Source organism: Streptomyces sp. NPDC051913, assembly GCF_044593635.1.
Taxonomy (GTDB): Bacteria; Actinomycetota; Actinomycetes; order Streptomycetales; family Streptomycetaceae; genus Streptomyces.
In genome coordinates, this window is sequence record NZ_JBIUCI010000020.1 from 1 (window position 1) to 20,767 (window position 20,767).

Sequence of the window (20,767 nt, forward strand, 5' to 3'; positions counted from 1 at the left end):
TTCGGTGTGGACACCGTCATCGGCTTCACCGGCTCCGCGATCTGGCACCTGGTCGCGATGTTCCCGCCCGCGCCCGAGGCGATGATCGAGCGCGGCTACGAGGACTTCGCCACCCGCTGGAATCCGATCCTGGACGTGTTCGACGCGGAGGGCGTGCGGTTCGCGCACGAGGTCCATCCCAGCGAGATCGCCTACGACTACTGGACAACCCAGCGTGCGCTGGCGGCCGTTGACCACCGCCCGGCCTTTGGCCTGAACTTCGACCCCTCCCACTTCGTGTGGCAGGACCTGGACCCGGTCGGCTTCCTCTACGACTTCCGCGACCGGATCTACCACGTCGACTGCAAGGAGGCCCGCAAACGCCTCGACGGCCGCAACGGCCGCCTCGGCTCCCACCTCCCGTGGGGCGACCCGCGCCGTGGCTGGGACTTCGTCTCCGCCGGGCACGGTGACGTGCCGTGGGAGGACGTGTTCCGGATGCTGCGCTCCATCGCCTACGACGGCCCGATCTCGGTCGAGTGGGAGGACGCCGGCATGGACCGGCTCCAGGGGGCGCCGCAAGCGCTCGCCCATCTGAAGCGGTTCGACTTCGATCCGCCGTCGGCCTCCTTCGACGCCGCGTTCGCGGGCGGCGACAACTAGCCACCACCGTCCGGCGTTTGCTCACGCCCGACTTCCTCAGAGCCGACCAGGTCCGTGCCCGGCAGCGGTGAGCCGCCGGGCCGGTCCGGGCTGCCCCGCCCCTTCTTTGTCCTGGTCCGGGAAGAAGTTCGCTTTCTTCATGCACAAGGGGTTCCGGCCAAAGACGAACGGGGCTACGGTCCCTTCGTGCACAGGAACCACACAGTGGTCCGAGACTGACCCGCACCGCGTAGGGCCAAGTGCCCCCAGGTATCCCGCAGTTCTCAACGGCGGCCCTCTGCCGCCCCCTCGCACGCCGTAACCGCGCCCACTGACGGAGAAGAACTCCCAGGCCGCGGCCAAAGCCGCCCCAATGCCGGCGGTGGGCGAGAGGCCCCGAGCCTCGCCCACCGTCCTCCACACCACATCGGCACATCGACATGGCAGGGAGGCAGCCCGTGAACAACGACGGAAAAGCAGCGCAGCCCCAGAACGGGGAGACGACCGCACGCACCGGTGTCTGGTTCGTCGGGGCCCGCGGATCGGTGGCCACCACCGCCGTCGCCGGATGCGCGGCCGTCACCGCGGGACTGCACCCGCCGACCGGCATGGTCACCGAGACCCCGCCGTTCGACGGCGCCGGCCTGCCGCCCCTGTCCTCGCTCGTCTTCGGCGGCCACGACACCGCCCACGCCCCGCTGCCCAAGCGGGCCGAACACCTCACCGACGCGGGCGTCCTGCCGCACGGCCTCGCCCCCGCCGTCCGCGCCGAACTCCACGCCGCGGACGAGGAGATACGGCTCGGCGGCCCCCTCCCGGACGACGCACGCGACGACGAGGAACTCATCGCGGACCTCGCCGCAGACCTCACCTCGTTCCGCACCCGCAACGCACTGGCGCGAGTGGTCGTCGTGAACGTCTCCTCCACGGAGGCACTGCCCGCGCCCGACGCCGTACGACTGCCGCCCAGCTCCCTCTACGCGGCCGCCGCCGTGCGAGCCGGCTGTCCCTACGTCAACTTCACGCCCTCCACCGGGCTGCGCACCCCGGCCCTCACGGCCGCCGCCGCTCGCGCCGGACTTCCCCACGCGGGCCGGGACGGCAAGACCGGCCAGACGTTGCTGCGCGCCGCGCTCGCTCCGATGTTCGTCCAACGCGCCCTGGAGGTAAGGGCCTGGTCGGGCACCAATCTGCTGGGCGGCGGCGACGGCGCCGCGCTCGCCGACCCGGGCGCCGCCGCGGCGAAGAACGCCGGCAAGGAACGCGTCCTGGCCGACACCCTCGGGCACACCCCGCAGGGCGAGGTGCACATCGACGACGTACCGGTGCTCGGCGACTGGAAGACCGCCTGGGACCACATCGCCTTCGACGGCTTCCTCGGCTCGCGCATGATCCTCCAGACCATCTGGCAGGGCTGCGACTCGGCCCTGGCCGCACCCCTGGTCCTGGACCTGGCCCGACTGGTCGCCCGCGCCCACGAGGCGGGCCTGTCCGGACCGCTCCCGGATCTCGGCTTCTACTTCAAGGACCCCGACGCGGGCCCGTCGGGTCTCGCGGAGCAGTTCACCGCGCTGCTGTCGTTCGCCGACCGACTGCGGGAGGCGCGGTGATCCGCCGCCTACGGAACCGCGTCACACCGGTGCGCCCGTCCAAGCCCGCCGTACCGCACGCACGCCTGCGGGACTGGGCCGAACTGCTCCGCGTCTCCGCGCTGTTCACCGTCCCCGGCGATGCCCTCGCCGGCGCCGCGGCCGCCGCCCCGCGACCCAACCGGGGCACGGCGTACGCCATGGGCGCCTCGCTCTGCCTCTACGAGGCGGGCATGGCGCTCAACGACTGGGCCGACCGCGACGAGGACGCCGTCGACCGCCCGCACCGACCCCTTCCTTCCGGCCGTATCTCCCCGACGGCCGCACTGGGCGCGGCCGGACTCCTGACCGCGGCGGGCCTGACGCTCGCCGCCCGCGCGGGCCGCCCCGCACTCGCGGCGGCGTCGGCCCTGACCGCCACGGTCTGGGCGTACGACCTCCGCCTGAAGCACACCGCGGCGGCCCCGGCGGCGATGGCCGCGGCCCGCGCCCTGGACCTCGTGCTCGGCGCGACGGCCACCCTGACGACCCCTCAAGGACGCGTCCCCGCCGCTCCCGCCGCCGCCCGCCGCGTCGCGGCCCCCGCCCTCGCCCTGGCCGCCCACACCTACGCCGTCACCGCCGTCTCCCGGCACGAGACGCAGGGCGGCTCCGCACGCACCCCCCTCGCCGCCCTCGGCGCGATGACCGCGCTGGGCGTACTGCTGGCCCGCACCCACCCGACGGCCGGGCACCTTGCGACGCTGACGAGCGCCGCGTACATCCGCACCAGCGCCCTGCCCCACCTGCACGCCGCCCTCAACCCGTCCCCGCCCCTCACCCAGCGCGCCGTGGGCGGCGGGATCCGCGCCCTGATCCCGCTCCAGGCCGCGCTCGCCGCCCGGTCCGGGGCCCGCGGCACGGCCCTCGCCGTCCTGGGGCTCGTCCCCGTGGCCCGCACGCTGGCACGGAAAGTGAGCGTCACATGAGCCGCCACCAGCGCCTCCGCCTCGGTTACGGCACCAACGGCCTCACCGACCTCCGTCTCGACGACGCCCTCGGCCTCCTCGCCGACCTGGGCTACGACGGCGTCGGACTGACCCTCGACCACATGCACCTCGACCCGCTCGCCCCCGATCTCGTCGCCCGTACCGCCCGAGTCGCCCGCAGGCTCGGCGCACTCGGCCTCACCGCGACCGTCGAGACCGGCGCCCGCTACGTCCTCGACCCCCGCCGCAAGCACGGCCCGTCGCTGCTCGACGCGGACCCCGAAGGACGGGCCGCCCGCACCCGGCTGCTGCTCACGGCGTTCCAGGTCGCGGCGGACCTCGGAGCCCACGCCGTGCACTGCTTCAGCGGCATCACACCTCCCGGCGCCGACGCCGACACCGCCTGGCAGCGCCTTGAGGCGGCGCTCACACCCGTACTCGACGCCGCGGCAGCCGCCGGCGTACCGCTGGCGATCGAACCCGAACCGGGCCACCTCCTCGCCACCCTCGACGACTTCCACCGGCTCCGCCGCCTGCTCGACGACCCGGAGCCGCTCGGTCTGACCCTCGACATCGGTCACTGCCAGTGCCTGGAAGCCGAGTCGCCCGCCGACTGCGTCCGGGCGGCCGGGCCCTGGCTGCGGCATGTGCAGATCGAGGACATGCGGCGCGGGGTGCACGAGCATCTGCCGTTCGGCGACGGCGAGATCGACTTCCCGCCCGTGCTGGACGCCCTCGCCGCCACCGGCTACCAGGGCCTGACCGTCGTGGAGCTGCCCCGCCACTCCCACGCCGGACCCGAACTGGCCCGCGCCTCCATCGAGTTCCTGCAAGCCGTGGCGGCCACCCCCGCGAAGGGGGTCTCGGCAGCATGACCCCACCACACCTGCCCTGGACCCGTGACACCGTCAGCGCCGCGTTGCCCACCGATGACGCCCGCAGCTGGCTCGACGAAGCGCTGACGGACGCGGCACAGGCCTCACCGACCTGGGAGCTGCGGTTCGCCGCCGCCGGACGGCACTGCGGCAACGACCACGCGGACGCCGTACGGGCACTGCTGCTGGTCGAGGCCACCTCGGGGATCGACACCCTGAACCGGCTCTACCAGCACGGCAGCGCCGCCGAACGCCGCGCCGTACTCAGGGCGTTGCCCGCCCTGGTCGAGGGACCGCACGCCGTGCACCTCGTCGAGGACGCGCTGCGCAGCAACGACACGCGGCTGATCGCCGCCGCCGTCGGCCCGTACGCCGCCGCCCACCTCGATCCGCACGCCTGGCGGCACGCCGTCCTGAAGTGCCTGTTCACCGGTGTCCCCCTCGACGCGGTCGCGAACCTCCCGCAACGGGCGGCCGGCGACGGCGAACTGGCCCGCATGCTCACCGACTACGCCGCCGAGCGAACGGCAGCCGGCCGAGAGGTCCCCGACGACCTCGGCCGCGTGCTGACCCTGACGGGCGAAGAGCCCAAGGAGCTGTGATGCGCATCTTCGACCCCCACATCCACATGACGTCCCGCACCACCGACGACTACCAGGCGATGTACGCCGCCGGTGTCCGCGCCGTCGTCGAACCGTCCTTCTGGCTCGGCCAGCCCCGCACCTCGACCGCCTCCTTCCTCGACTACTTCGACGCCCTCCTCGGCTGGGAGCCCTTCCGCGCCGCCCAGTACGGCATCGCCCACCACTGCACCCTCGCCCTCAACCCCAAGGAGGCCAACGACCCGCGCTGCACGCCCGTCCTGGACGAACTGCCCCGCTATCTCGTCAAGGACGGCGTCGTCGCCGTCGGCGAGATCGGCTACGACTCCATGACCCCGGCCGAGGACACCGCCCTGGCCGCCCAGCTCCAACTCGCCGCCGACCACGGCCTGCCCGCCCTCGTCCACACCCCGCACCGCGACAAGCTCGTCGGCCTGCGCCGCACCGTGGACGTCGTCCGCGAGTCGGGCCTGCCGCTGGAGCGGGTGCTGCTCGACCACCTCAACGAGACCACCGTCAAAGTCGCCAAGGACAGCGGCTGCTGGCTCGGCTTCTCCGTCTACCCGGACACCAAGATGGACGAGGACCGCATGGTCGACATCCTGCGGATCCACGGAACGGAGAAGGTCCTCGTCAACTCGGCGGCCGACTGGGGAAGAAGCGACCCCCTCAAGACCCGCAAGGTCGCCGACACCATGCTCGCGTCCGGCTTCACCGAGGACGACGTCGACCAGGTGCTGTGGCGCAACCCCGTCGCCTTCTACGGACTCAGCGGCCGGCTGCGCCTCGACGTCCCCGAAGCCGAAGGCTCGCACGAGGGCAACTCCATTCTGCGCGGAGGCGAATAGCCCATGCGCTTCCGCCACCCCGACGGCTCCACCGTCCACCTCGCCTACTGCACCAACGTCCATCCCGCCGAGACCCTCGACGGAGTCCTCGCCCAACTCCGCGACCACTGCGAACCCGTCCGCAGATCCCTGGGCCGCGACCGCCTCGGCATCGGCCTGTGGCTGGCCAAGGGCGCCGCACACACCCTCACCACCGACCCGGTGGCACTGCGGAACCTGCGGGCCGAACTCGACCGTCGCGGCCTCGAAGTGGTGACACTCAACGGCTTCCCCTACGACGGCTTCGGCGCCGAAGAGGTCAAGTACCGCGTCTACACACCCGACTGGACCGACCCCGAACGCCTCGCGCACACCACCGACCTGGCCCGGCTGCTGACCGCGCTACTGCCCGACGACGTCACCGAAGGGACCGTCTCCACCCTCCCGCTCGCCTGGCGCACCGACTTCGACGAGCACGCCGCCGCCACCGCCGGCGCGGCGCTGACCACGCTGTCGGGCCAGCTCGACGCACTGGAGGAGTTGACCGGCAAATCGATCCGTGTCGCGCTCGAACCGGAGCCCGGGTGCACGGTGGAGACCACCGCGGACGCGATCGGACCGCTCACGGCGCTGCCCGGCGACCGTATCGGCGTCTGCGTGGACACGTGCCATCTCGCCACCTCCTTCGAGGACCCGGCCACCGCCCTGACCGCACTCGACACGGCCGGCGTCGGCATCCCCAAGGCACAGTTGTCGGCGGCCCTGCACGCCGAGGAACCCGGCCGGCCCGAAGTCCGCGCCGCCCTCGCCGCCTTCGACGAACCCCGCTTCCTGCACCAGACCCGCACCCGCACGCCCGGTGGTCTGCGCGGCACCGACGACCTCGGCGAGGCACTGGCCACCGACGCCCTGCCCGACACCGCACCCTGGCGCGCCCACTTCCACGTCCCCCTGCACGCCCCGCCCGCCCCACCGCTGACCTCCACCCTGCCGGTGCTCCAGGAGGCCCTGGCCCTGCTGGTGGGAGGCGTGGAGCCACGCACCCGGCACCTCGAAGTGGAGACCTACACCTGGCAGGCGCTTCCGCCCGAGCTGCGCCCCCGCACCAGAACCCAGCTCGTCGACGGCATCGCCGCCGAACTCACCCTCGCCCGCGACCTGCTGACCGACCTCGGCCTGAAGGAACTCCCATGAGCAGCCGCCCGACTCCGCTCCTGGTCCTCGACGTGGTCGGCCTCACCCCCCGTCTCCTGGACGACATGCCCCGGCTCAAGGCGCTGGCGGTCTCCGGCTCGCAGGCCCACCTGTCCACGGTGCTCCCGGCCGTGACCTGCAGCGCCCAGTCGACGTTCCTGACCGGCACGCTGCCCGCCGAGCACGGCATCGTCGGCAACGGCTGGTACTTCCGCGAACTCGGCGACGTACTGCTGTGGCGTCAGCACAACGGACTCGTCGCCGGCGACAAACTCTGGGACGCCGCCCGCCGCGCCCACCCCGGCTACACGGTCGCCAACATCTGCTGGTGGTACGCCATGGGCGCCGACACCGACTTCACCGTCACCCCACGGCCGGTCTACTACGCCGACGGCCGCAAGGAACCCGACTGCTACACCCGCCCACCGTCCCTGCACGACGAACTCACCGAGAAACTCGGCACCTTCCCTCTCTTCCACTTCTGGGGACCGGGCGCGGACATCGTCTCCAGCCAGTGGATCGCCGACGCCACCCGCCACATCATGCGCACCCGCCATCCCGACCTGACCCTCTGCTACCTCCCTCATCTCGACTACGACCTCCAGCGGTTCGGCCCCGACGACCCCCGCTCGCACCGGGCCGCCGCCGAACTCGACGCCGTCATCGGCCCGTTGCTCGACGACGCCCGCGCCGAGGGCCGCACGGTCGTGGCCCTGTCCGAGTACGGCATCACCCGCGTCAACCGCCCGGTCGACATCAACCGCGCCCTGCGCCGCGCCGGCCTCCTTGAAGTGCACACGCAGGACGGCATGGAGTACCTCGACCCGATGGCCTCCCGCGCCTTCGCGGTCGCCGACCACCAGATCGCCCACGTGTACGTCCGGCGCCCCGAGGATCTGGCGGCCACCCGCGAAGCGCTCGCGGACCTGCCGGGTATCGACGAGCTCCTCGACGACGAGGGCAAGAAGGCCAACGGGCTCGATCACCCGCGCTCCGGCGAACTGGTCGCGGTCGCCGCGCCGGACGCCTGGTTCACGTACTACTACTGGCTCGACGACGCCCGCGCCCCCGACTTCGCCCGGCTCGTCGAGATCCACCGCAAACCCGGCTACGACCCCGTCGAGCTGTTCATGGACCCCGAGGACCCCTACGTCCGCCTCAAGGCGGCCAAGGCGGTGGCCCGCAAGAAGCTCGGCATGCGCTACCGCATGGCGGTCGTACCCCTTGATCCCGCACCCCTTCGCGGCAGCCACGGCCGCCGCCCCACGAGCGACGACGACGGTCCGCTCGTCCTGGTCTCCACCCCCCGCGCAGTGTCCGGCCGCGTCGCGGCCACCGAAGTGAAATCCCTGCTCCTGCGGCTCGCCGGCCTCTCCTGAGACCGGCAGCCACCAGGCATCCGCAGCACTCGCTACAACGAAAGAGAGAACCACTGTGACCGCGTTCAACGACGAAGCCGTCACCGGCGACGACCTGCGCCGCACCCTCGGCGTCAGCCGCCGCCGTTTCCTCAGCACCTGCACGGCCGTCTCCGCCGCGGCGATCGCCGCTCCGGTCTTCGGTGCCGCTCCCGCCCTGGCGCAGGACAGAGCCGAGGCCGCCGCCGCTGACCGGGGCCGTTCCGCGCTGGTCCCGCCGCAGAAGCGGGGCATCATCCTCTACACCGTCCGTGACGCGGTCGGCCGCGATCCGCTCGCCTCCGACCTGCCCTCCGGGTTCCGCGAGGTGTTCAAGCAGCTGTCGCGCTTCGGCTACCGGCAGGTGGAGTTCGCCGGTTACGGCCAGCACGCCAACGCGCCCGGCGGCGCCGACCTGGGCACCGTCCAGGGCGCGAAGCTCCTGCGCTCCTGGCTCGACGAGTACGGCCTGCGGGCCCAGGGCAGCCACGGCTACATCCCGCCGTCCTGGCCGCTGACCACGTCCGACCTGGACACCTTCAAGCGCTTCCTGGAGATATCCAACATCCTCGGTATGGAGCACATGGGGACCGGCGCCGACCCCACCAACACCCGCTACCGGGCCGACTGGGACGTCGCCGCGGAGAAGTGGAACACCCTGGGCGGCATCGCCCGCCGTGAGGGCCTCAAGCTGTACACCCACAACCACGACGCGGCCTACGACTTCCTGCTCGACGGCGGCCCGCTCGACGACCAGGGCAAGCCCACCCGCAGCTCCGGCATCCGCAAGCTGGAGTACTTCCTGAAGGTCACGGACCGCAAGAACGTCTATCTGGAGCTGGACGTCTTCTGGGCACACGTGGCCCAGTACAAGTTCCACACGTACACCGCCCACGACGGCTCGCAGCGCGAGGACGTCTTCGACCCGGCCGCCCTCGTGGTCCGCAACACCAACCGCTTCCCGCTCTTCCACGCGAAGGACGGCGTGATCAACCTCCAGAGCGGCCTGGGCTACGACATGGTGCCCTTCGGTACGGGCGACATCGACTACCGGAAGTTCTTCACCCGGGTGGGCGCGAAGAACTACCACAACCCGATGGTCGAGCAGGACAACGCGCCGAGCACGACCGCCCTCGGCCAGTCCCTTGAGTTCGCCAAGGTCGGCTACGACAACCTCGCGGCCCTGCGCGCCTGCAACTGACGTCCTGTCACCCACTGTTCAGGTCAAAGGAGTTCTGAGTGCGTAACAGACGGATCGTCACCTTGCTCGGGGCGGCCGCCCTGGCCGGAGCCATCGGGCTGCTGCCTCTCCCCGCGGCCCAGGCCCACCCGTCGGACCCCACACCGCCGACTTCGTCGGACTTCCAGAAGGTCACCCTCAACGACCGCCCGGGCGAGCCGATGGCCCTGGCCGTGCTGCCCGACCGGCGTGTGCTGCACACCGCCCGCACCGGAGAGGTACGCGTCCACGACCCCAAGAGCGGCGTGAACTTCCTCGCCGCCGACATGAAGAAGAGCCCCGCCGGGCTCTACCAGCACGACGAGGAGGGCGTGCAGGGCATCGCCGTCGACCCGGGCTTCGCCAAGAACCACTGGGTCTACCTCTACTACTCGCCCCGCCTCGACACCCCCATGGACGACCCGGCCACCCCGGGCGTCAACGAAGGCGACGCACCGCAGTTCGGCACGGCCGCCGACTTCGCCAAGTACAAGGGCGTCACGCGGCTCTCGCGGTTCAAGCTCGTGGGCAACAAGCTCGACTATGGCACCGAGCAGAAGATCCTCGACGTGCCGGCCGACCGCGGCATCTGCTGCCACGTCGGCGGCAAGATCGACTTCGACCGCAAGGGCAACCTGTTCCTGTCGACCGGCGACGACTCCAACCCGTTCTCCTCCGACGGCTACGCCCCGCTCGACGACCGCGCCGACCGCAACCCCGCCTACGACGCGCGGCGCACCGCGGGCAACACCAACGACCTGCGCGGCAAGGTCCTGCGCATCAAGGCCAAGCGCAACGGCGGCTATTCGATACCCGACGGCAACCTGTTCGCCCCGGGCACGGCGAAGACCCGCCCCGAGATCTACGCCATGGGCCTGCGCAACCCCTTCCGCTTCGGAGTGGACGACAAGACCGGTGAGGTCTACGTCGGCGACTACTCGCCCGACGCCAACAGCGCCAACCCCAACCGCGGCCCCGCTGGCCAGGGCCGCTGGATGGTCATCGACCGCCCCGCCAACTACGGCTGGCCGTTCTGCGTGACCCAGGACCAGCCCTACCAGGACTACGACTTCGCCACCCAGACCTCCAGCGGCGCCTTCAACTGCGCCAAGCCGGTCAACGACTCACGCCACAACACCGGCCGCAGCGAGCTGCCCCCGGTCGAGGACGCCGAGATCGTCTACGGCTACGGCGCCACCCCGGAGTTCCCCGAACTCGGCACCGGCGGCATCGGCCCCATGGGCGGCCCGGTCTACAGCTACGACAAGCACAACAAGGCCGCCAACCGCTGGCCCCAGTACTTCGACGGCAAGCCGCTCTTCTACGAGTGGACCCGTGACCAGATGAAGGCCATCACCCTCGGCAAGAACAACGAGGTCCGGAAGATCGAGGACGCGATCCCCGGGATCGTCACCGACGGCCCGATCGACGCCGAGTTCGGCCCCGACGGCGCGCTGTACGTCCTCGAATACGGCACCGGGTACTTCGCGGAACTGCCCGAGGCCCAGCTCTCCCGCATCGACTTCGTCCGCGGCAACCGCACTCCGGAGCCCAAGGTCGCCGCCGACGTGGTCAACGGCACCAGCCCGCTGACGGTCCAGTTCTCCAGCAGCGGCACCAAGGACGCCGACGGTGACGCCCTGCGCTACGCCTGGGACCTCGACGCCGACGGTACCGTGGACTCCAGGGAGGCCAACCCGACGCACACCTTCGACAAGAACGGCGTCTACGACGCCACGCTGAAGGTCACCGACAGCACCGGCCGTTCGGCCTCCGCCTCGGTGCCCGTCGTGGTCGGCAACAAGGCGCCGGTCGTCTCCCTCACCACCGACCCCGCCCCGCACGGCGGCACCCCGTTCCACTGGGGTGACACGGTCACCTGGCAGGTCACCGTCACCGATGACCAGCCGGTGGACTGCGCCAAGGTCAGCGTCTCGTTCATCCTCGGCCATGACTCGCACGGCCACCCGCTGTCCACGAGCAACGGCTGCTCCGGCTCGTTCAAGACCTTCGTGGACGGCGGCCACTCCGGCTCGGACAACCTCAAGGCCGTCTTCAACGCCACCTACACCGACACGCCCCCGGCGGGCCTCCCGTCCCTCACGGGCAGCGCCGAGGTCGCCCTGACCCCGGCCGACTGACCTCCACCACCGACACCGCGGCGGGGCACCCCCTCTGGGGGTGCCCCGTCATGCCGGTGTCGGCACGGCAGCGCGTTCCAGGCGGACGACGACGCTCTTCGACGTGGGTGTGTTGCTGATGTCGGCGACGCTGTCGAGGGGCACGAGGACGTTGGTCTCCGGGTAGTAGGCGGCGGCCGAGCCCGGGGGAGTGGGATAGCCGACGACGCGGAGGGCCTCCGCGCGGCGTTCCGAGCCGTCGGACCAGATGCTGACCAGGTCGACGAGGCTGCCGTCGGTGAGACCGAGGCCGGTGAGGTCGGCGGGGTTGACGAGGACCACGCGCCGTCCGCCCTTGATGCCGCGGTAGCGGTCGTCCATGGCGTAGGGAACGGTGTTCCACTGGTCGTGCGAGCGCAGGGTCTGGAGGATCAGGTGACCCTCGGGCGCCTGAAGCAGGGTGAAGTCGTTGACGCTGAAGACGGCCCTGCCGGTGGTGGTGCGGAAGACACGGGAGTTGACCGGGTTGGGCAGGCGGAAGCCGCCCGGTCGGCGGACCCGCTCGTTGAAGTCCTCGAAGCCGTCGACCACCCGGGCGATGCGGTCGCGGACGCGGTCGTAGTCGGCCTCGAAGTCGGCCCACGGGATGTCCGGCGACGAGCCCAGCACCTTGCGGGCGAGGCGGGTGATGATGGACACCTCGCTCAACAGGTGCGGGGAGGCGGGAGCGAGGCGGCCGCGGGTGGCGTGGACCTCGCTCATGGAGTCCTCGACCGTCATGAACTGCTCGCCGCCCGCCTGTGTGTCCCGATCGCTGCGGCCCAGCGTGGGCAGGATGAGGGCGGTGCGTCCGCACACCGCGTGGGAGCGGTTGAGCTTCGTCGAGATGTGCGCGGTCAGCCGACAGGTGCGCAGCGCGCGCTCGGTGACGCCGCTGTCGGGCGAGGCCCGGACGAAATTGCCGGCGACTCCGACGAACACCTTGGCGTGGCCGTCGCGCATGGCCCGGATCGAGTCCACGGAGTCCAGTCCGTGCCGGGTGGGCGGCGCGAAGCCGAACTCGCGCCCCAGGGCGTCCAGGAAGGCCTGCGGCATGCGCTCCCAGATGCCCATGGTGCGGTCGCCCTGCACGTTGGAGTGACCGCGCACCGGGCACACGCCCGCGCCCGGGCGGCCGATGTTGCCGCGCAGCAGAAGGAAGTTGACCACCTCGCGGATGGTCGGCACACCGTGCTTGTGCTGGGTCAGACCCATCGCCCAGCAGACGATGACACTGCGGCTGGCCAGCACCCGCTCGTGGACCCGCTCGATCTCGTCCCGGCTCAGCCCGGTCGCCTCCAACACGGCGTCCCAGGACGTCTCCCGGATGTGCTCGGCGAAGGCGTCGTAGCCGGTGGTGTGCGCGTCGATGAACGCGCGGTCCAGGACGGTGCCCGGCTCCTTGTCCTCGGCCTCGACCAGCATCAGGTTCAGCGCCTGGAACAGGGCTAGGTCGCCGCCGGGCCGAATCTGCAGGAACTGGTCGGCGATGTCGGTGCCGCGGCCGATGACGCCGCGGGCCTTCTGCGGGTGCTTGAAGCGCAGCAGCCCGGCCTCGGGGAGCGGGTTGACGGCGATGACGTGGCCGCCGCGGCGCTTGGTCTCCTCCAGGGCGGAAAGCATGCGCGGGTGGTTGGTGCCCGGGTTCTGGCCCACGACGAAGACGAGGTCCGAGTCGTACAGGTCGTCGAGGCTGACGCTGCCCTTGCCGATGCCCAGGGTCTCGCCCAGGGCCGAACCGCTGGACTCGTGGCACATGTTGGAGCAGTCCGGCAGGTTGTTGGTGCCGAAGACCCGGGCGAACAGCTGGAGCAGGAAGGCGGGTTCGTTGGCGAGACGGCCGGAGGTGTAGAACAGCGCCTCGTCCGGGTCGTCCAGGGCGCGCAGTTCACCGGCGAGGAGGTCCAGGGCCGCGTCCCAGCCGATCGGCTCGTAGTGGGTCGCGCCCTCGCGCAGCACCATCGGCTCGGTCAGACGGCCCTGCTGGTTGAGCCAGTGGTCGGACTTCCGGCTCAACTCGTCGACGGAGTGCTGCCTGAAGAAGTCGGCGCTCACGCGACGGGAGGTGGCCTCGTCGGCGATGTGCTTGGCGCCGTTCTCGCAGTACTCGTTGCGATGCCGCTTGCCGGGGGCGGGCTCGGGCCAGGCGCAGCCCGGACAGTCGAAGCCCTTGGTCTGGTTGATGTTGAGCAGCGTCAGCGCGGTGCGCTTCGGCGATGTCTGGCCGAGCGCGTACTGGAGCGCGTGCACGACGGCGGGGGCGCCGGTGGCCCAGGTCTTGGGGGCCGACACCGACAGTTCACCCTTGTCCGGTTCGCCTTCGTCGAGATCACGCATCACGCCCACGCCCTTTCCGCCCTGTCCTCCCGCCCACTCTTCGCCCGTACGTCGGGCCAGGTCAAAGCGGTAGTTCCGATCACCTGAGAGGCGTCACCGATCAGCGCTGCCCCCTGAGGAGACCGGCGCCGGGGGAGTGAGCGTGGATCATTGGAGGGTGCTGCTGCGCCAACTGGAATACCTCGTCGCCCTCGCCCGCGCCCGCCACTTCGCGAAGGCGGCCCAGGCCTGCTACGTCTCCCAGCCGACCCTGTCCGAGGGCATCCGGAAACTGGAGGACGAACTCGGCGTGCCCCTGGTCCAACGGGGCCGCCGATTCGAGGGGTTCACTCCGGAAGGCGAACGGGTCGTCATGTGGGCGCGCCGCATCCTCGCCGACCGGGACGCGATGCGGGGCGAACTCCAGGCGCTGCGGGCCGGTCTGAGCGGGCGGCTGCGCATCGGCACCGTCCCCACCGCCGCCACGGCGGTCGCGCTGCTGACCCAGCCGTTCTGCGCCGCCAACCCGCTCGCCACGGTGCAGGTCTTCGCCGACCTGCGGTCCGAGGACATCATCAACCGGCTCAAGGCCTACGAACTCGACGCCGCCGTGACCTACCACAGCACCGTCGCCGACCACGGCTTCACGTTCGTACCGCTGTACCAGGAGCGGTACGTCCTGCTGATCCAGCGCTCCGCCCCCGAGGCGGGGCCCGCGGAGATCGCGTGGGAGGAGGCGGCGCACTACCCGCTCTGCCTGTTGCACCCCGGGATGCAAGGGCGCCAGGTCATCGACGCGGCCTTCGACTCGGTGGGCGTGCCGGTGACCCCGAGGGTGGAGACCGACTCGATCGCCTCCATGTTCGCGCAGGTCAGGGCCGGTCAGTGGGCGAGTGTCGTCCCGCACGCCTGGCTGCACGTCTTCGGTGTCCCGCCCGGCATGCACGCCGTCCCGCTGGTGGACCCGGTACGCACCGAGCAGATGGGCCTGGTCCTGCCCGCCCGCGAGCCGGTCTCCCCGATCGGCCAGGCGCTGCTCGACGTCGCGGACCGCTCGGTCGTCGCGGCGACGCTGGAGGGGCTCCCGGACGCGTATTGAGCGACACCCCGCATTTCCGTCAATGGCCGGTACCGAATGAACCGCGAAAGACTTTCGGAAACGTGCTCGTGACACACCGCTGCCGCGTCCCAATACTGACCTCACCTTTCATCGGCAATTTCCGCCGAAGAAACCCCCTGAGGTCGTAAAGGAATCGCGTTGATTCGTTCATTGATACGGAAGGTGCTCGCGACGGCAGCGGCCGCGGGCATCGGTATCGCCTTCACCATCGCCTCCGCGTCGACCGCGTCGGCTTATCAGCCGAGCCCCGCGAACCTGTATACGGCGACGAATTCGGCCGCCTGCAACAAGAGTCCGTGTGTGCTCTACCCGAAGTCGGCCCAGTTGCCGAGCGGCCGGATCGTGGCGACGTTCGAGGACAGCGAGACCGCCCCGGTGGGGCAGACCCTGCCCGTCTACAAGAGCGACGACGACGGCACGACCTGGGCCAAGCTCGCCGACGTCAAGGCGCCTGCCTACCTGTCGTCCGACTCGGCGTACGCGAAGTACACGAGTAACTGGACGAACCCGTATCTCTACGTCCTCCCACAGCGCGTGGGCGATCTGAGCGCCGGCACCCTGCTGCTCGCGAGCATCGTCTCGGGGGACGACTACTACTACCAGGAGCAGAAGGCGGCCAACTCCGGCTGGACGCCGACGGCCGACGGTGACCGCAAGGACGTGGCACTGGCCCTGTACTCCAGCACGGACGACGGGGCGACCTGGAGCTTTTCGAACATCATCGCCGCGGGCTCCTGGCAGGGCGGCAGCGCGGGCGCCCTCGGCCGCACCTCGACGGCCAACACGTACGCGCAGGTCGACCCGGTCTGGGAGCCGCATCTGCTCGCCCACGACGGGCGGCTGATCGCCTACTACTCCGACGAGGACGACTACACGGGCTACGACACCGCAACCGGCGCCCCGACCCTCGACCCGGACAACGCCACGGCGACCGACTCCGGCGGCCAGGTCCTGCTGCACCGCACCTGGAACGGCACCAGCGCGTCGGCCTGGAGCAGTCCGGTCATCGACGTCCCCGGCTCGACCGTGAGCATGGGCGGCGGCAAGACGGAGATCGGCGACGGCCGGCCCGGTATGACCACGGTCGCGCCGACGACCGACGGCAAGTGGCTGATGACGTACGAGTACTGGGGCGGCGGCGCGACCGTCCGTTACCGCATCGCCGACGACCCGACGAAGTTCTACGCGGGCACGGACGGGGCGGTCACCTCGCTGCCCGTGCCCGCGGGCGGCAACACCCTGGCCGTCGGCGGCAGCCCGGTCCTGCTGCCGATGCCCGACGGGCGCATCGTCTACAACGCCTCCGGCAGCGGCAGTGTGTGGGTCAACGAGTCCGGCTCGTCCACCGGCACCTGGAAGCAGTACCAGACGCCGATCGCCGCCGGGTACAGCCGCCAGCTCCAGTACGTCGACGGCACCGGACGCGTGCTCGTCCTCCAGGCATCGTGGAGCGGCACGAGCGTCGGTCCCGTGAAGTACGCCGAGGTCGACCTCGGCCGCTCCGACGGCACCTACTACACCCTCGTCAACCGGCTGACCGGCCAGGCCCTCGCCCCCGCCGCGGGCAGGACGCAGGACGCCAACCTCACCGGCGATGTCGCCGACCTGGTCACCAGTGCCGTGAGCGCCTCCGACACGAAACAGCGCTGGCACACCCAGGCCACGGGCTCCGACGTCACCCTGCTCAACAAGGCCGGCGGGCGCGCGGTCGCCATCTGGACCGGCACGGCGACGGCCGGACAGAAGCTGACCCAGTGGGTCGACGACGGCGCCGGCGACAAGAAGTGGACTTTGGTCGCCTCCTCGGCCTCCGGCTACTACAAGCTCCGCTCGGTGAAGAACACCGGTCTCTTCATGAGCGGCGCGACCGCGGGCGGCGCCGTCACCCTGGCCGCCTCGGCGGACGACGGCTCCCAGGACTGGCAGCTGGTCGCCGACCCGCTGCCCACGGCCTCGACCTTCACCCTCAAGGGCGCGCAGTCCGGCCGCTGCCTCGACGTGCCGAACGGCGCGACCGGTGTCCAGGTCCAGCTCTACGACTGCTCGGGCAACGCCAACCAGACCATCACCCGCACCGACGCGGGCGAGCTGCGCGTCTCCGGCAAGTGCCTGGCCGCCAACGGCGACGGCACTACCGCGGGCACCAAGGTCATCCTGTGGGCCTGCAACGGCAAGACCAGCCAGCAGTGGGCGTTCCGGGTGGACTCGACCATCGTCAACCGGTCCAACGGCCTGGTCCTGGACGTGACGAGCGCGGGCACGGCCAACGGTTCGAAGGTCGAGCTGTGGACCGGCACAGGCGCCGCCAACCAGCGGTGGAGCAGGGCATAAGCAGCCACGGCAGCGGGCGCCGGAGTCTTGTCTCCCGGCGCCCGCTGCTGTTGGCTTGCGACGGAACTCCAGGTCAGGGGTGGGTGGGAGAGCGAGGACAGTGACCGTTCAGGACAAGGGGCAGCCGGCCGGCCAGTACGGTCTGCTGACGAGCATCGCCCAGGAGGCGGGCGTCTCGCCGAGCACCGTGTCCAAGGTGGTGCACCGACGCCGGGACGTGGGCGCCAAGACCCGTTCCCGGGTCGAGGAGCTGCTGGCACGGCACGGGTACGTGCGCCCCTGGGACCGCGAGTCCGTCGCGTCCCGCCAGATCATCGCCGTCTTCCGGGACCTGTCGGGCCCGTACACCCTGGAGGTCGTCCGCGGGATCGTGGAGGCGGCCGGCGAGTTCGACGTCGACGTGCTGACCGGGACGACGAGCCGGCGGTCCATCTCCCAGTGGCTGGAGGAGTGCGTGGCGCTCGATGCCGCGGGCCTGATCATCGTGATCTCGATGCTGGCCGACGACGACCAGCGCAGGATCGTCGAGCAGCGGCTCCCGGTGGTGCTGGTGGACCCGCTGAGCGCCCCGTCGGCCGACATCCCGAGCATCGGGGTGACGAACTGGAGCGGCGCCAGGGATGCGGTGCAGCATCTGCTCGGCCTGGGCCACACCAGGGTCGCCATGGTCGCGGGCCGCGCCCATTCCTTGGCGGGTGCGGCGCGGCTGCACGGATACCGGGCGGCGCTGGAGGAGGCGGGCATCGTCTACGACCCGGCGATCGTGGGGTCGACCGACTTCGACTACGACGAGGCGCTGGCCGTCGGCCTCAGGATCCTGCGTACCGAGCGTCCGCCCACGGCCGTCTTCGCGGCCAGTGACGCCCAGGCGCTCGGCGTGCTGGAGGCCGCCCGGCAACTGGGCCTCCGGGTGCCGGACGACCTGGCCGTGATGTCCTTCGACGACACGCTGGTGGCGGCCATGGCGTCCCCGCCGCTGAGCGCGGTGCGCCAGCCGTTCGAGGAGCTGGGACGCGAGGCCACCCGGGTACTGCTGTCGGTGTCCGAGGGCCGCCCGCCCGCCTCCCCGCGCATCGAACTGGCCACGGAACTGGTCTTGCGGGCCTCGACGTCCGGCCCGCGCAACACCGTCTGAGTACGACGAGAGGGCGGGCGGCCCCGTGGGGGAACCGCCCGCCCTTCGCTGTGTTTCAGCCCTTCTGGATGTCTACCGGCACCCCGTGCTGCCGCAGCACCCTCACCTGCCGCTGCTCACCGACGAGTTGGACGCGCGTCTCGTTCGGTGTGTCACCGCTGGACGAGCCCGCGTACAGCAGGATCTCGCCGGGCTCCACGATCCGGTGCTCCGCGAGCCCGGTGAAGGCCAGCCGGTCGGTGTGGACGTCGAATCGGACCATCGCCTCCTCGCCCGGCTCCAACTCCACCTTGGCGAAGGCGAGCAGCGCCCGCACCGGTCGGGTCACCTGGGCGACCGGGTCGGTGAAGTACACCTGCACGGTCTCCGCACCGGACACGTCCCCGGTGTTGCGCACCCGCACGGTCACGGTGAACTCCCCGTCGGTGGGTACGAGGTCACGATCCACGGTCGGCTCGCCGATGGCGAACGTGGTGTACGACAGCCCGTGCCCGAAGGGGAATGCGGGCGTCGGATCGAGGTTGGACAGCCGGCTCTGCCGGTCGCCCAGCGGTGGGTGGAGGTAGGTGTACGGCTGTCCGGCGGGCGAGTTGGGGATCTGCACCGGCAGCTTTCCGCTGAAGTTCGCGGTACCGGAGAGGAGTTCGGCGACCGCGCGCCCGCCCTCCTCGCCCGGCAGGAAGACCTGCACCATGGCGGCCGTGTCCGCCGCGAACCGCCCCACGGCGTACGGCCGCCCGCTGTTGACGACGAGCACGACCGGCGTGCCGACCGCCAGGACCGCCTCCACCAACTCCTCCTGAACGCCGGGCAGTCGCAGGTCCTCGACGTCGCAGCCCTCGCCGGAGGTGCCGATGCCGAACATGCCGGCCTTGTCGCCGACGACCATCACGGCCAGGTCGGCCCCGGCGGCGGCCTCGACCGCGACGGGGATTCCGGTGCGGTCCTCGTCCCGGATCGGACACCCCTCGGCGAACACCCAGTCAAGGGTGGGCAGTTCGAGGGCGAGCGCGTCCCGCAGGGATAGGGCCTCGACGCCGTTGCCCAGGTCGTCGCGGTCGGAGAGGACGTGGTTGGGGAAGCTGTAGCAGCCGAACATGGTGCGGACGTCGTCCGCGCACGGGCCGAGGAGAGCGATCCGCCCGGCCGACGGCAGCGGCAGCCCCCCGTCATTGGACAGCAGCACGGCACTCGACTGGGCCACAGCATGGGCGAGTTGACGGTTCTCGGGCTTGTCCAGGTCGAGCTCGCCCGCACGCAGGGCGGCCGGTTCCGGGTCCCAGCCGGCGTCGAGCAGCCCGAGGTCGGCCTTCTGGCGCAGCACCCGGCGGACCGCACCGTCGAGGTCGGCCTCGCTCGCCCGGCCATGCCGGACCGCCTCGACCAGGAGGTCACCGAAGCCGCGTTGGTCGGGCAGTTCTACGTCCATGCCCGCCGCCAGAGCCAGTGCACCCGCCTCGGTCAGGTCGGCGGCGACCCGGTGCGCGTTCACCAGGAACGGCAGGGACCAGTAGTCGGAGACGACGGTGCCCTCGAAACCCCACTCCTCCCGAAGCACCTCGGTGAGCAGCCGGCGGCTCGCGGCGGGAGCCTCGCCGTCGATCTCCGCGTACGAGTTCATCACCGAGCGCACCCCGGCGGTGACCAGCCGCTCGAACGGCGGCAGGATCACGTCGTACAGCTCCCGGCGGCCCATGCCGACGGGCGCGTGGTTGCGGCCGCCCATGGACGCGGAGTACCCGGCGAAGTGCTTCAGAGTGGCGTACACCCCGGCGCCCTGGAGCCCCAGGACATACGCCTCGCCCATCTCGCCCACCAGATACGGGTCTTCGCCGTACGTCTCCTCGCAGCGGCCCCAACGATAGTCGCGGACCACGTCGACGACCGGGGAGAGCCCCTGGTGGACCCCGGCGGCGGCCATGTCGGTGCCGATGGCCGCGCCGACGCGGCGCACCAGCGCCGGGTCGAAGGTGGCGGCCATGCCGAGGGAGGTCGGGTAGATGGTCGCGCCGTAGGCGGTGAACCCGGTCAGGCACTCGTCGTGGGTCATCGCCGGGACGCCGAAACGGCTCTGCGCCATGACCTGACGCTGCCGTTCGGCGAGCACCCGGGCGTGGTCCAGTGCGGGCCGGGGCACGGTGCCGTAGGGGCGGGTGAGCTGGCCGAGCCCGTGCCGGGCGGTCCGGTCGAGGTCGCCCACGCGGCCGAACAGATTGGTGCCGGGGGCCACTTCGGGACCGGCGGGCTCGACGTCCTCCCAGGCGCTGCTGAGTTGGGCGACCTTCTCCTCCAGAGTGAGCCGGGCGAGCAGCGCCTCGACGCGTTCGTCGGCGGGGAGCGCGGGGTCGGTCCAGGGATTGGCCGGGGTGAGATCGGCGTGGTCCGGCAGGGTGGCAGTCATTCACGACTCCTCG

At 71.3% G+C, this 20,767-nt stretch carries 15 protein-coding genes; 13 read left to right on the forward strand and 2 right to left on the reverse strand.

What is annotated here, in order from left to right:
• The 10 genes from ACIHIX_RS39640 to ACIHIX_RS39685 all read left to right on the forward strand — a co-directional run.
• Positions 1-642: sugar phosphate isomerase/epimerase family protein (locus ACIHIX_RS39640; protein WP_399965150.1), on the forward strand; the 642-nt coding region annotated here is incomplete at its 5' end.
• Positions 643-1,079: 437 nt separating this feature from the next.
• Complete coding sequence (locus tag ACIHIX_RS39645) at positions 1,080-2,231, forward strand: inositol-3-phosphate synthase (RefSeq protein WP_399965152.1); 1,152 nt, start codon at positions 1,080-1,082, stop codon at positions 2,229-2,231.
• A complete protein-coding gene (locus ACIHIX_RS39650) occupies positions 2,228-3,178 on the forward strand; it encodes an SCO3242 family prenyltransferase (protein WP_399965154.1) in 951 nt (316 codons plus the stop codon). The genes ACIHIX_RS39645 and ACIHIX_RS39650 overlap by 4 nt, the downstream gene beginning before the upstream one ends.
• The gene (locus ACIHIX_RS39655; RefSeq protein ID WP_399965155.1) at positions 3,175-4,053 is read left to right on the forward strand and encodes a sugar phosphate isomerase/epimerase family protein; all 879 of its coding nucleotides are present in this window, start codon (positions 3,175-3,177) and stop codon (positions 4,051-4,053) included. The genes ACIHIX_RS39650 and ACIHIX_RS39655 overlap by 4 nt, the downstream gene beginning before the upstream one ends.
• The gene (locus ACIHIX_RS39660; RefSeq protein WP_399965157.1) at positions 4,050-4,655 is read left to right on the forward strand and encodes an EboA domain-containing protein; all 606 of its coding nucleotides are present in this window, start codon (positions 4,050-4,052) and stop codon (positions 4,653-4,655) included. Before ACIHIX_RS39655 ends, ACIHIX_RS39660 begins: the two co-directional genes overlap by 4 nt.
• On the forward strand, positions 4,655-5,503 hold the full coding sequence (locus ACIHIX_RS39665) for a TatD family hydrolase (RefSeq protein WP_399965159.1): 849 nt from the start codon (positions 4,655-4,657) through the stop codon (positions 5,501-5,503). The genes ACIHIX_RS39660 and ACIHIX_RS39665 overlap by 1 nt, the downstream gene beginning before the upstream one ends.
• A 3-nt stretch (positions 5,504-5,506) precedes the next feature.
• Entirely contained in the window at positions 5,507-6,676 is a 1,170-nt protein-coding gene (gene eboE / locus ACIHIX_RS39670; protein ID WP_399965161.1) for a metabolite traffic protein EboE, read from the forward strand.
• Complete coding sequence (locus ACIHIX_RS39675; protein ID WP_399965163.1) at positions 6,673-8,055, forward strand: nucleotide pyrophosphatase/phosphodiesterase family protein; 1,383 nt, start codon at positions 6,673-6,675, stop codon at positions 8,053-8,055. Before eboE ends, ACIHIX_RS39675 begins: the two co-directional genes overlap by 4 nt.
• A gap of 55 nt (positions 8,056-8,110) precedes the next feature.
• Positions 8,111-9,274, forward strand: coding sequence for a sugar phosphate isomerase/epimerase family protein (locus ACIHIX_RS39680; RefSeq protein WP_399965165.1), 1,164 nt, complete (start codon positions 8,111-8,113; stop codon positions 9,272-9,274).
• Positions 9,275-9,312: 38 nt separating this feature from the next.
• Positions 9,313-11,433, forward strand: coding sequence for a PQQ-dependent sugar dehydrogenase (locus ACIHIX_RS39685; protein ID WP_399965168.1), 2,121 nt, complete (start codon positions 9,313-9,315; stop codon positions 11,431-11,433).
• Positions 11,434-11,481: 48 nt separating this feature from the next.
• On the opposite strand, the gene ACIHIX_RS39690 is transcribed toward ACIHIX_RS39685, so the two are convergent.
• Entirely contained in the window at positions 11,482-13,788 is a 2,307-nt protein-coding gene (locus ACIHIX_RS39690) for an FdhF/YdeP family oxidoreductase (protein WP_399965170.1), read from the reverse strand.
• A 157-nt stretch (positions 13,789-13,945) separates the two neighbouring features.
• Here ACIHIX_RS39690 and ACIHIX_RS39695 point away from each other — a divergent pair, with 157 nt between their 5' ends.
• The 3 genes from ACIHIX_RS39695 (at position 13,946) to ACIHIX_RS39705 (ending at position 18,353) form a co-directional block, all read left to right on the forward strand.
• Entirely contained in the window at positions 13,946-14,866 is a 921-nt protein-coding gene (locus ACIHIX_RS39695) for a LysR family transcriptional regulator (protein ID WP_399965411.1), read from the forward strand.
• Positions 14,867-15,025: 159 nt separating this feature from the next.
• Positions 15,026-17,218, forward strand: coding sequence for an RICIN domain-containing protein (locus ACIHIX_RS39700; RefSeq protein WP_399965173.1), 2,193 nt, complete (start codon positions 15,026-15,028; stop codon positions 17,216-17,218).
• 100 nt (positions 17,219-17,318) lie between these two features.
• Entirely contained in the window at positions 17,319-18,353 is a 1,035-nt protein-coding gene (locus ACIHIX_RS39705) for a LacI family DNA-binding transcriptional regulator (protein ID WP_399965175.1), read from the forward strand.
• A gap of 55 nt (positions 18,354-18,408) precedes the next feature.
• On the opposite strand, the gene ACIHIX_RS39710 is transcribed toward ACIHIX_RS39705, so the two are convergent.
• A complete protein-coding gene (locus ACIHIX_RS39710; protein ID WP_399965177.1) occupies positions 18,409-20,754 on the reverse strand; it encodes a glycoside hydrolase family 3 N-terminal domain-containing protein in 2,346 nt (781 codons plus the stop codon).
• Between the last annotated feature and the right edge of the window lie 13 nt (positions 20,755-20,767).

Coding starts and splice junctions, on each gene's coding strand:
- ACIHIX_RS39655 (WP_399965155.1), top strand. CDS start 3,175: ATGAGCCGCCACCAGCGCCTCCGCCTCGGTTACGGCACCAACGGCCTC.
- ACIHIX_RS39660 (WP_399965157.1), top strand. CDS start 4,050: ATGACCCCACCACACCTGCCCTGGACCCGTGACACCGTCAGCGCCGCG.
- ACIHIX_RS39665 (WP_399965159.1), top strand. CDS start 4,655: ATGCGCATCTTCGACCCCCACATCCACATGACGTCCCGCACCACCGAC.
- eboE (WP_399965161.1), top strand. CDS start 5,507: ATGCGCTTCCGCCACCCCGACGGCTCCACCGTCCACCTCGCCTACTGC.
- ACIHIX_RS39675 (WP_399965163.1), top strand. CDS start 6,673: ATGAGCAGCCGCCCGACTCCGCTCCTGGTCCTCGACGTGGTCGGCCTC.
- ACIHIX_RS39690 (WP_399965170.1), bottom strand. CDS start 13,788: ATGCGTGATCTCGACGAAGGCGAACCGGACAAGGGTGAACTGTCGGTG.
- ACIHIX_RS39710 (WP_399965177.1), bottom strand. CDS start 20,754: ATGACTGCCACCCTGCCGGACCACGCCGATCTCACCCCGGCCAATCCC.